This is a genomic window from Methylobacterium sp. CCH7-A2 (assembly GCF_001557075.1).
GTDB classification, from domain to species: domain Bacteria; phylum Pseudomonadota; class Alphaproteobacteria; order Rhizobiales; family Beijerinckiaceae; genus Allobosea; species Allobosea massiliensis.
Window position 1 is genome coordinate 1 of the sequence record NZ_LSKN01000083.1, and the last position, 11,491, is coordinate 11,491.

Consider the following 11,491-nt stretch of genomic DNA (forward strand, 5'->3'; position numbering starts at 1 on the left):
CTGGCAGTCTGGACGGTCATGCAGCATCCCCCGTCTGCGTGACGAGCGCCTTCAGCGCGGCGATCTCGTGGCGGCGGGCGAAGGCGACGAAGCTCTCATCGGGCGCGGCGCGATGCGTTTGCCAGGTGCGCAGGATCGCCTCGACAAGAGCCGGCGCCTCCTCCGCCTTCACATTCGTGCGGAATTCCCGGCCGATGCCACCCTCGACGCCGAAGCCGCCACCGACGAAGACGTGGTAGCCCGGCACCGTGTCGCCCTCGTCGCCGACCGGGACCTTGGCGCCGATCAAGCCGAGATCGCCGATATAGTGCTGGGCGCAGGAGTTGTGGCAGCCGGTAAGGTGGATGTTCACCGGCTGGTCGAGCGTGATCCGCGGCTCGCAATGCGCCGCGATCGCGAGCGCATCCTCCTTGGTGTAGGCGCCGGCGAATTTGCACCCTGTCGCGCCGGTGCAGGCGATCAGCCCGGCCCGCAGGATCGACGTCTCGGCCGAGAGCCCCGCCGCCTGGAGATGGGCCAGCACATCCTCGACCTTCGCGTCGGGCACGCCGGAGATCAGCAGGTTCTGCCAGACGGTGAGGCGGATGTCGCCGTCGCCGCATTGGCGCGCGACGGCGGCGATGACGCGCATCTGCGCGACTGTGAGCTTGCCCACGGGCAGCGCCATGCCGACCCAATTGAGGCCCGGCTGGAGCTGGCGGTGGACACCGATATGGGCGAGCCGGTCATAAACCGGCCGCGGCGCCACGAAGGCGTTCTCGACCCGGATCAGGCGGCGGCCCAGCTTTTCCTCGACGGCAGCGAGGAAGCGCTCAAAGCCCCAGGCGTCGAGAACATATTTCAACCGCGAGCGATTGCGGTCGGTGCGGTCGCCGTGGGCAATGAAGACGCGCAGGATCGCGTCCGAGACGGCAATCGCATCCTCGGGCGCGACGACGACGCCGGTGTCGCGGGCGAGGTCCTTGTGGCCGGTGATGCCGCCGAGCGCGAGGCGATACCAGATCCCGGGCGCCACGGGCTGTCCCTCGAAGCTGGCGCCGTCCAGCACCTCGACAGCCTGGAAGCCGATGTCGTTGGTGTCCTCCAGCGTCGCGATCGAGCCGGCGCCGTCGAAGGCGACATTGAACTTGCGCGGCAGGCCGTAGAGCGAGCGGTCGTTGAGGATGTGGTGGTGCCAGGCCCGGGCATGGGGGCGCGTATCGAGCAGTTCGAGCGGGTCGATGCCGGCAGTGGCCGAGCCGGTGACGTTGCGGATGTTGTCGGCGCCGGAGCCCTTGGCGGTCAGGCCGAGATCGACGAGCCCTTCCAGGAAGGCCGGCCCGTTCTCGGCCGTGATCTCGCGGACCTGAAGATTGGCGCGAGTGGTGACATGGCTGTAGCCGCCGCCCAGGCGCTCGGCGAGATCGGCGACGCCCTCGAACTGCCAAGAGGTCAGGATGCCGTTGGGGATGCGCAGGCGGCACATATAGCTGTTCTGGGCAGGCGCTACATAGAACAGCCCGTGATAGCGCCAGCGGAAATTGTCGTCCGGCTTGGGATAGATGCCGGCCCCCGCCTGCTGCTTGAAGCGTGCATAGGCATCGAAGGGATGCTCGGCCGCCTTCCATTTCTCCTGCTCCGCGAGCTTGCGGCCGGCCGCGACCTGCCGGGCCTGCGCCTCCAGATGCTCGCGATCGGGGCCCGACGGCGCGGCCGCCTGCGTCGCCCCACCGCCGAGCGGGCCCAGCCCCCGCGCCGTGCGGGCGGACTGCATGCCGGACATGAAGCCTTCGAGATAGCGCTTCTGTTCGGGGGTAAAGTCGTCGCTCATGGCTCTGCTTTTCCGGGTCGTGGGGTGAACCCGTCTCCCCAACGTGAACCGTCATTCCGGGCTTGCCCCAGGATCCATCGGAGGGCTCGACGGCGCTCAATCATGAATCCCGAAGCTCCGCTTCGCTGCGTCCGGGATGACGCGGAGGGTGGCATCAAGGGCTCACGCCGCCTCGACGAAGCGGTGGCGCTCGTAAAGAAATTTCAGCACGGCCTCGCGGGCGGCGATGTAGGTGCGGTCGGAGACCAGATCGAGCCGCTTGCGCGGGCGGGCGAGCCGGACGTCGAGCACCTCGCCGATACGGGCGGAGGGGCCGTTGGTCATCATCACGATCCGGTCCGAGAGCAGCACCGCCTCGTCGACGTCATGGGTGATCATGATCATCGTGTTCCCGAGCGTGGCGTGGATCTGCATGATCGAATCCTGCAGATGCGCGCGGGTTAGCGCGTCGAGCGCGCCAAAAGGCTCGTCCAGCAGCAGGATCTTCGGCTCCATGGCGAGGCCGCGGGCGATACCGACGCGCTGCTTCATGCCGCCCGAAATCTCGGCCGGGCGCTTGTCCTTCGCATGCGCCATCTGGACGAGGTCGAGATTGTGCATGATCCAGTCATGCCGCTCGGCCTTGGACTTGCGACCGCCGAAGACCTTGTTCACCGCGAGCGCGACATTGTCGTAGACCGTCAGCCAGGGCAGCAGCGAGTGGTTCTGGAACACTACGGCGCGCTCCGGGCCGGGATCGCGGACCTCCCGGTTCTCCAGCAGCACGGCGCCGGCACTGACCGGGGTGAGGCCGGCGATGATATTCAGCAGGGTCGACTTGCCGCAGCCGGAATGGCCGATGACCGAGATGTACTCGCCCTTCTCGATCTCGAGGCTGATGTCCTTCAGCACCTCGGTGGTGGCGGCGCCGCGCTGGAAGCGTTTGTCGACATGGTCGATCTTGAGATAGCTCATCGTCGATCCCTTTCAGTTCACGATCGTGCCGCGGGTGACGATCGCGCCGACGAAGGCGACCAGGCGGTCGAGCAGGAAGCCGACCACGCCGATATAGACGAGCGCCACGATGATGTCGGAGAGGCGCGAGGAGTTCCACGCATCCCAGATGAAGAAGCCGATGCCGACGCCGCCGGTGAGCATTTCCGCCGCGACGATGGCGAGCCAGGACAGGCCGACGCCGATCCGAAGGCCCGTGAAGATGTAGGGTGCCGCCGAGGGCACCATGATCTTGAAGAAGAACTCGACCTGGTTCAGCCGCAGCACCTGCGCGACGTTACGATAATCCTGCGGGATGTTGCGGATGCCGACCGCGGTGTTGATGATCACCGGCCAGATCGCCGTGATGAAGATCACGAAGATCGCCGAGGGCTGGCTGTCGCGGAAGGCCGCGAGCGACAGCGGCAGCCAGGCCAGCGGCGGCACGGTGCGCAGCACCTGGAAGATCGGATCAAGCCCGCGCATCGCCCAGACCGACTGGCCGACGAGCGCACCCAGCAGAACGCCGACGATGGCCGCGAGGCTGAAGCCGATGGCCACACGCTGGAGCGAGACCAGAATGCGCCAGCCGAGCCCGATGTCCTGCGAGCCCGCCCAGTAGAACGGCTCGACGATCAGGTCCTTCGCCTCCTCCCAGATCTTGGTCGGCGGCGGCAGCGAGGATTGCGGGCCCGACGCGGCGATCTGCCAGAACAGCGCGATCAGCGCGACCGTCACCAGCGGCGGCAGCACATGGACGAGGATGGCCCTGAGCCAGGGCAGCAGCCTGGACGAGAGAGGCTTGCGCGCGGGCGCCGGCAGCGGCACCACACCGGGCTTGGCGCCCGGCAGCGCGACCACCGTCGCGCCCGTCTCCACTTCCTTCAGGACGGCCCGACCCATCAGATTCTCCTCTGGTTGTCGCATCGCAGGGGCTTCATGCCGCGACCGTGGCGCGCGCCTGCGCGCCGATGCGGCGGATTTCGGGGAGGCAGGACCCGCAATTGGTCCCGGCCTTGAGCTGGCGGCCGATCTCGTCGGGGCTCGTGGCGCCCCCGGCGAAGGCGGCGCGGATCGCCGCGAGGCCGACGCCGAAACAGGCACAGACGGTCGGGCCGGGATCGGACGCGCCGTCGAGGCTGCGGCCGGCCAGTAGCGCGAGGCGATTATCCGGCAGCGCCGCGGGATCACCGAAGGCGCGCTTCACGCTGTCCCAGAGCGGCAGGCCGCCGAAGGGGGCGAGAAGCAGCGCCGCGAGCAGGCGGCCCTCACGGATGACGGCGCAGCGATAGGCGCCACCGGCCTTGTCGACCAACTCGGTCAGGTCCGCCTCTTCGAAGCGGGCCCTGACGGCGGCCATCAATTCGGCTGGCCCGGCATCCGTTGCGAAGAGCCGAGCCTCTCCGCCCTCGACAGCCAGCCTTGACCACCAACTGCCCTCGGGCAGCAGGAAGGCGTCCCGCGACAGCACGAAGCCCTGCGCGGCATAGGTCACCGGTTCGATCGAGGAGGGCGTCGCCTTCATCTCGGGCTGGCCGGACCAGGGATCGCACATCGCCTGAACGGCCGCGCCGATGCGGGCATGCGAGGCGGTCTGCGCCGACCAATGGATTGGCGCGAAAAGCGAGCCGCGCGTCATGCCAGGATCGAGCGCGACCTTCAGCACGACGCTGCCATGGGCATTGGCGATACGGGCGAAGCCGCCCCCAGTCAGGCCGTAGCGGCGAGCATCCTCGGGGTGGATCTGAACGGATGGCTCGGTGCTGTGGGCGCTGAGCCGGGGGCTGAGCCCGGTGCGCGTCATCGTGTGCCAGTGATCGCGCAGGCGCCCCGTGTTGAGCAGCAGCGGCATGTCCTTGCTGGTCGCGCTGGCCAGCGCAGGGGCAGCGAGCGGCACCATCCGAGCGCGGCGATCGGCGGTGAAGAAACCGCCCTCGGCGAAGAGGCGCGGCGTGCCGAGCGGCCGCGCGGCGGGAGCAGGCCACTGCACCGGCTGGAGCGCGTCATAGGCGTGCTTCGTCAGACCGGCATGGGCGCCGATATCGAAGTCGCGGCGGCCCTCGTTCTCGAAGGCCGAGAGCGCGGCGTGCTCGGCATAGATCGCGGCCGGGCCGGCATGGGCGAAGGCGTCGGCGAAGCCCAGACGCTGCGCGACCTGCGCGATGATCCACCAATCCGGCTTCACCTCGCTGGGCAGCGGCAGGAAGGCGCGCTGGCGCGAGATGCGGCGCTCCGAATTGGTGACGGTGCCGTCCTTCTCGCCCCAGGCCGCCGCCGGCAGGATGAGATGCGGGCGGGCCGCCAGCGTGTCGTTGGAGAGCACGTTCTCCGAGACGACGAAGAGGTCGAGGCCATTGAGCGCTGCCCGCACCCGGTCGGCCCGCGGCAGCGAGACGGCCGGGTTCGTGGCCATCACCCAGAGTGCGCGGATGCGCCCGGCCTCGACGGCATCCATCATCGCGACGGCCTTCAGCCCCTCGGCCTGCGCCATCCGGGGCGCGTTCCAGAAGCGCTGGACGCGGTCGATCTCGGCGGCGGAGTAGCCCATATGGGCGGCGAGCATGTTGGCCAGCCCCCCGACCTCGCGCCCGCCCATGGCGTTGGGTTGGCCGGTCAGGGAAAGAGGCCCGCAACCCGGCTTGCCGATGCGGCCGGTGGCGAGGTGGCAATGCAGGATCGCCGCGACCTTGTCCGTGCCCTGCGCTGACTGGTTGACGCCCTGGCTCCAGGCGGTGACGACGGCGGGCGTCTCGCCCCAGAGTGCGTAGAAGGCGGCGATCTCGGTCTCGTCGAGCCCCGTGCCGCGCGCAACGGCCTCTAGCGACGGCGCGATCTCGCGGGCATTGACGAGGGCGGCCTCAAAGCCCTCGACATGATGGGCGAGGTAGTCCGCGTCGGTCAGGCCGCGATCGGCGAGATGGACCAGGAGACCGGCGAAGAGCAGCGTGTCGGAACCGGGCGCCAGCCGGAGAACTTGATCCACGTCCTCGCTGGTAGCGGTTGCACGCGGGTCGATGACGACGAGGCGTGCGCCGCGCTGCGCCCGGTTCTGCTGGATCCGGCGGAACAGGACCGGGTGGCACCAGGCCGCGTTCGAGCCGACGAGGACGATCAGATCGGCGGAGTCGAGATCCTCATAGCTGCCCGGCACCGTATCGGAGCCAAAGACGCGGCGCTGGCCGGCGACGGTCGAGGCCATGCAGAGCCGCGAATTGGTGTCGACATGGGGTGAGCCGATGAAGCCCTTCATCAGCTTGTTGGCGAGGTAGTAGTCCTCGGTGAGGAGCTGCCCGGAGAGATAGAAGGCGACGGCGTCCGCCCCATGCGTGGCGATGACGCTTTTGAGCCCGTCGGCGACCGAATCCAGCGCCGCCTCCCAGCCGACACGCTCGTAGCTGCCGGATGCCGTGCGGCGCAGCGGATGCAGCACGCGCGAGCCGAGGCCGAGCGTTTCGCCCAGCGCGGCTCCCTTGGAGCAGAGCCGGCCGAGATTGGCGGGGTGGGACGGATCGCCCGCGATCGCCGCACCGCCGCGCCCATCCGGCGTTGCGAGAACGCCGCAGCCGACGCCGCAATAGGGGCAGGTCGTGCGGATGGCTGCGGGGGGCATGGGCGGCCCGGGCTGATCGACGTCGCGGCACATCTCAAGCCGCCTCCGCCAGGCAGTATGGCTCACCGAAGGGCAGTTCGCTGCGGATCGCCGAAATGTCCTGCCCCGAGCGGATCAGCCGGAGGTAGAACAGCGCGCCCTGCGTGTCCCCGACGAGGACGCAGCCGATGAGCCGGCCGTCGCGGATGACGAACTTCCGGTAGAGGCCAGTCGCGCGGTCGCGCAGCACGATGGTCTGCGCGCCCTCGTGCGCTTCGAACGCCCCGGCCGAGAAGACGCCGATGCCGCTGACCTTGAGATTGGTGGCCAGCAGCGAGCCGCGATAGCTTGCCGGCTCGCCCGCAAGACGCCGCGCCAGTACCCGGGCCTGTTCATAGGCCGGCTCGACCAGCCCGTAGACGCTGCCGTCATGCTGGGCGCATTCGCCGATGGCGAAGATGGCAGGGTCAGAGGTCGTCATCGCGTCGTCCACGAGGATGCCCCGGTCGATGCTGAGCCCGGCGGTTTCGGCGAGTGCGGTATTGGGCCGAACGCCGATGGCGATGACGACGATATCGGCGGGCAGCACGGTGCCGTCCTGGAGTTCGACAGCCTCGACATGATCGCGCCCGATGAAGGCTCGCGTGGCTGCGCCCAGCTTCAGATCGATGCCGCGCAGCGCGACGGCCTCGGCCAGCAAGGCCGCGCCCTCGGCGTCGAGCTGGCGCTCCATCAGCCGGTCGACCAGATGAAGCAGCGTTACGCGCGCGCCGCTGCGCGACAGCCCATAAGCCGCCTCGATGCCGAGCAGTCCGCCGCCGATGACGACGATGCGCGCGCCGTGGTGGGCTGCCTCGCGCAGGGTCCGCACATCGGCCATGTCGCGGAAGGTCATCATGCCCGGCAGGTCGATGCCCGGCAGATGCGGTCTGACCGGCTTCGAGCCGGTGGCCAGAACGAGCTGGCCATAGGGCAGCGTTGCGCCGTCCACGAGGGTCACGGTTTTGGCGGCGCGGTCGATGGCCGCGACGCCGCGTCCGTAGAACGTCGAAACGCCACGCGCCTGCCACCAGGCGGCAGGCTTCAGCTCGATCTCGCTCTCGGTGATCTCACCGGCCAGCAGCGGGGAGAGCAGGACGCGGTTATAGGCCAGCCGCGGCTCCTCGCCGATCACCGCGATGGCATGGCGGCCGAGCGCGCGCTGGCCAAGTTCCTCGACCAGCCGCGTCGCGGCCATGCCCTTCCCGACGATGACGAGGGGCTCGGCCATCGGCTCAGGCCACCCGCTTGATCTTGAGGGCCTTGAGGTAGTCCATCGGCGCGGCCGGATCGAACTTCACGCCGTCGAAGAAGGTCTCGAAGCCGCGGGAATCCGCGGTCGGGGCGCCCGCGACGCCGAGCGTCTTGGCCGCCTCGCGCCAGAGGTCGGAACGGTTGGTCTTGTCGACCAGCACCTTGATGTCGATCGTCGGCTCGAACTTGCCCCAGCGGATGTTCTCGGTGACGAACCAGGTGTCGAGGCTCTTCCAGGGGTAGGACGACGAGCCGCCTTCGCCCCAGAACTTCATTTGGAGATTGGTGCCCTTCACCTCGCGGCCATTGCCGTAATTGATGTCGCCGAGCAGGCGCTTGTTGATGTCGTTGACGGGCACGTTGAACCATTGGCGCCGGCCGACGATCTCGGCCAGTTCCTGGCGATTTTCGCGCTTGTCGGCCCATTGCTGGGCTTCCATCACCGCCATCAGGATGGCCTGCGTCGCCTTCGGGTTGGCGTCGACGAAGTCGGCGCGCATGCCCAGGATCTTCTCGGGATGGCGCGCCCAGAGTTCCCCGGTGGTCAGCGCGGTGTAGCCGATGTTCTGGTTGACGAGCTGCTCGTTCCAGGGCTCGCCGACGCAGAAGCAATCCATCGTGCCGACCTTCATGTTCGCCACCATCTGCGGCGGCGGCACGGTGATGACCTTGATGTCGGTGTCGGGGTCGATACCGCCGGCCGCGAGCCAGTAGCGGATCCAGAGGTCATGGGTCCCGCCCGGGAAGGTCATGGCGGCGGTGAGTTCCTTGCCGGCCGCCTTCTTGCGCTCGAAGGCCAGCTTCAGCGGCGAGGAATCCTTCTGAACGTTGAGGTCCTTGTACTCGTTGGAGACCGAGATCGCCTGGCCGTCCTCGTTGAGGTTGAGCAGCGTGTACATCGGCAGCGGCTGGTTGTTCTGCATCACCTTCCCGGTGGAATAGAGATGCGTCTTCGGGCGCAGGATGTGGCCGCCATCGATGCCGTTGTTCTTGAAGCCGAGCGCCATGTTGTCGCGCGTCGCGCCCCAGCTCGCCTGCTTGGCGATGTCCATGTCGGGCAGGCCGTACTTCGCGTAGAGACCCTTCTCCTTGGCGATGATCAGCGGCGAAGCGTCCGTCAGGGCGATGTAGCCGAGCCGCGTGCCCTTGATCTCGGGTCCCGCGCCCTGCGCGAAGGCCCCCGACGGCAGTGCGAGACGGGCGGCGCTCAGCAGCGCGGCGGCGCCCGAGAGCTTCAGCAGCCGGCGACGGCCGGCATTCAGGGATGCGGGCTTCTTGCTGGTCTCGGTTGTGTTCGTCATCGATCGCCTCTCGGTTTGCGAAGGAAGGCCCGCCTGCCGCCGAACACGAAAAACGCCGCGCGAAAGCGCCCATGGGCACGTTCGACAGCGGCGTTGCTGTGCAATTCCGGTTCGGAGGATAGCGCGGGCAGCGTTGGCCGCGTCGCTGACAACCCTACAAGGATTGTGCCAGCCGGCTCGGCGGACCCCGCAGTCTGGAATTACAACAACTTGCGCGGGGTTCGCGGTGCAGGGTGGTCGTCCGCCTCAGCGCGGGTGCAGCGCACAAATCAGGCGCGGCCGCCCATTTTCGCGCCAGTCAGACGGTTTCGCCCGGAAAGGCAGCAGGCCGGAAGACCGCCTTCGCCTGCTCCAGCATGGTCGGGGTCTGGACGATCTGTCCGGCCTTCTCCATCCCCGCCAGGATCCAGGCCGCATGCTCCGGAACGGGCCGCAAGGCCTCGCGATCGAAGCGGATGAAGCGCTCCACCTGACGCGGGGGCCGTCCGGCGCCCTGCAGCAGGTTGAAGCGCAGAACAGGCTCGAGGATATCGACCGGCAGTGCGAGCCGGTCGGGCGCCGAGAGATGTTTTGCGAAGCGGGGGATGTTCGCGGGTTCGCAGGCCCAGTCGCTGGCGCGCAGGATCGCCGCCGCGAGCTTCTGCACCGCGGCGGGCCGGCGCTCCAGATCATCGGCCTGCCAGGCCAGCACCTTGTCGGGGCAATCGCGCCGCAGATCCGTGCTGGTGTGGACCATCGCACCGACCCCGGCCGCGACCGCCGCCGCATTCCAGGGCGCTCCGGCGCAGAAGCCGTCGACGCGGCCGCTGCGCAGGGCCTCCACCGTCTGCGGCGGCGGCACGACCTCGAAACCGATATCGGTTCCGAGGACGAGCCCTGCCTTGGCCAGCCACTCGCAGATCAGATAGGTGTGGCTCGAAAAGCCGAACACGGCCGCCAGCGTCAGGGGGGGCAGGCCCGAGGCCCTGCGCCGCGCCACCAAAGCCGCCAGCGCGCGCGCGGAAACCGTGGTATCGGCCAAGTCGCCCTCGGCGAGGCGGGCGAGTTCCTCGTAGCGGCGCAGCGTAACCGTGATCGCCGCGCCGTCGAGATTGAGCGCGAGAGGCACCGCCATCGGCGCGCGGACGCCGCCGACCCCCAGCGTCGCGGCGATGGCGGCGGGGCCGAGCATATGGGCTGCGTCGAACAGCCGGACATTCAGCTTGTCGCGCAGATTGGACCAGGACACCTCGCGCACCAGCTCGAGATGGAGCCCCTCGGCCTCGGCGAAGCCCTCGTCCTTGGCCAGCACGACCAGCGCGCAGTCGACCAGCGGCATGAAGCCGACCCGCAGATGCAGTGTCATGGCAGCACCTTGGTCATTTCAGGACCTCCGCGGCGGTGATGATCGAGCGTGCGATGTCGACGAGCTTGCGCTTCTCGTTCATCGCCGTCCGTCGCAGCAGGGCATAGGCCTCGTCTTCTGAGAGGTTCTTCATGCGCATGACGATGCCCTTGGCGCGGTCGACCAGCTTGCGCTCCTCGAGCTGGGAGCGCGCCTCGTCGAGTTCCTCGCGGAGCTTGCGGAAGGCGTTGAAGCGGCTGATGCAGGTCTGCAGAATCGGCTGCATGCGCTCCTTCTTGAGGCCGTCGACGATGTAGGCGGAGACGCCGGCCTCGACGGCGGCTTCGATCGAAGCGGAGTCCGACTGGTCGACGAACATGGTGATGGGGCGCCGGATATGGCGGCTGACCAGGAACATGTCGGCGAGGGCGTCGCGGCTGGGGTCCTCGAGATCGATGACGACGACGTCGGGGTCATGCTGCTCGATGGCGGCGACCAGCCCCGTCGTCGCGGAGACTCGCACGAGTTCGCTATAGCCGGCCTCGCGGAGCCCTTCTTCAATGATCGCTGCCCGCACCTCGTTGGCGTCGACGATCAGGATCCTGAGGTTGGGCACCATGCCGCTGCGCACTGGGTTTGGGCTGAGATCAGATCCATTCACGAACCATGCCATTCGATGAGCGGTGTCAGCCAGTCGTCCATGATCTGGGCTGCGACACGTGCAGCGGCCATCGCTCAAGGTAGAATGCGCAGGCCCAGAGCCGCTTTGCCTCCCCGTTTATTTGCAGTCGATGGCGCAGCAGTGCTCGGCGTTGTGGTGGGTTGTGGGGCAACAGGCGAACGTGCCGTGGACGCCCAGGCCTATGCGCTCTGCCGAGGCCCAGTGAAGACACGCCAGTAGGAAGGCGGCGAACAGGGCGAAGGCTCCCACCCGACCAAGCCAAGCAAGCGAAAGCAGGGCCGGCCAAGCGGGATGGAGCGCTTCGCAAATTCGCAGAATCGCAGCGCCGATCAGCAAGACATAGGCGGCCTCGATCCAGCGTAAGGCCTATAAGGCTCGGCCCATATGATCGATCATGCCGTAATCGAGGGCGACCGAAGGTCGTCCCGGAATCTATCCGAGTGGTGCGCGGGAGTCTCGGGCAGCGGGCCATGCTGCTATCGGCCGGAAACCGGACCTTCTGAGCGTCAGCTAAGGGCCA

The 11,491-nt window shown here is 68.1% G+C and carries 8 protein-coding genes; all 8 read right to left on the bottom strand.

Annotation, left to right across the window (positions count from 1 at the left end):
- Positions 1-16: 16 nt before the first annotated feature.
- Entirely contained in the window at positions 17-1,810 is a 1,794-nt protein-coding gene (locus tag AX750_RS06135; RefSeq protein WP_066717433.1) for a NirA family protein, read from the bottom strand.
- A 162-nt stretch (positions 1,811-1,972) separates the two neighbouring features.
- Positions 1,973-2,764: an ABC transporter ATP-binding protein gene (locus AX750_RS06140; protein ID WP_066717430.1), complete on the bottom strand. Its 792-nt coding sequence runs from the start codon at positions 2,762-2,764 to the stop codon at positions 1,973-1,975.
- Between the two features lie 12 nt (positions 2,765-2,776).
- A complete protein-coding gene (gene ntrB / locus AX750_RS06145) occupies positions 2,777-3,685 on the bottom strand; it encodes a nitrate ABC transporter permease (protein WP_082735095.1) in 909 nt (302 codons plus the stop codon).
- 34 nt (positions 3,686-3,719) lie between these two features.
- Positions 3,720-6,392: a nitrate reductase gene (locus AX750_RS06150; RefSeq protein ID WP_067253770.1), complete on the bottom strand. Its 2,673-nt coding sequence runs from the start codon at positions 6,390-6,392 to the stop codon at positions 3,720-3,722.
- 34 nt (positions 6,393-6,426) lie between these two features.
- Entirely contained in the window at positions 6,427-7,641 is a 1,215-nt protein-coding gene (locus tag AX750_RS06155) for an FAD-dependent oxidoreductase (protein ID WP_066733954.1), read from the bottom strand.
- A 4-nt stretch (positions 7,642-7,645) separates the two neighbouring features.
- Positions 7,646-8,965: a CmpA/NrtA family ABC transporter substrate-binding protein gene (locus AX750_RS06160; RefSeq protein WP_066717425.1), complete on the bottom strand. Its 1,320-nt coding sequence runs from the start codon at positions 8,963-8,965 to the stop codon at positions 7,646-7,648.
- A gap of 298 nt (positions 8,966-9,263) precedes the next feature.
- Positions 9,264-10,310, bottom strand: a complete 1,047-nt coding sequence (locus tag AX750_RS06165) for a CmpA/NrtA family ABC transporter substrate-binding protein (RefSeq protein WP_066717424.1) — start codon at positions 10,308-10,310, stop codon at positions 9,264-9,266.
- Between the two features lie 13 nt (positions 10,311-10,323).
- A complete protein-coding gene (locus tag AX750_RS06170) occupies positions 10,324-10,908 on the bottom strand; it encodes an ANTAR domain-containing protein (protein ID WP_066717423.1) in 585 nt (194 codons plus the stop codon).
- Positions 10,909-11,491 lie beyond the last annotated feature (583 nt).

Bases quoted from the DNA above. Each gene is read 5' to 3' on its own strand.
- AX750_RS06135 (WP_066717433.1), bottom strand. From the start codon at position 1,810: ATGAGCGACGACTTTACCCCCGAACAGAAGCGCTATCTCGAAGGCTTC.
- AX750_RS06140 (WP_066717430.1), bottom strand. From the start codon at position 2,764: ATGAGCTATCTCAAGATCGACCATGTCGACAAACGCTTCCAGCGCGGC.
- ntrB (WP_082735095.1), bottom strand. From the start codon at position 3,685: ATGGGTCGGGCCGTCCTGAAGGAAGTGGAGACGGGCGCGACGGTGGTC.
- AX750_RS06150 (WP_067253770.1), bottom strand. From the start codon at position 6,392: ATGCCCCCCGCAGCCATCCGCACGACCTGCCCCTATTGCGGCGTCGGC.
- AX750_RS06155 (WP_066733954.1), bottom strand. From the start codon at position 7,641: ATGGCCGAGCCCCTCGTCATCGTCGGGAAGGGCATGGCCGCGACGCGG.
- AX750_RS06160 (WP_066717425.1), bottom strand. From the start codon at position 8,965: ATGACGAACACAACCGAGACCAGCAAGAAGCCCGCATCCCTGAATGCC.
- AX750_RS06165 (WP_066717424.1), bottom strand. From the start codon at position 10,310: ATGACACTGCATCTGCGGGTCGGCTTCATGCCGCTGGTCGACTGCGCG.
- AX750_RS06170 (WP_066717423.1), bottom strand. From the start codon at position 10,908: ATGGTGCCCAACCTCAGGATCCTGATCGTCGACGCCAACGAGGTGCGG.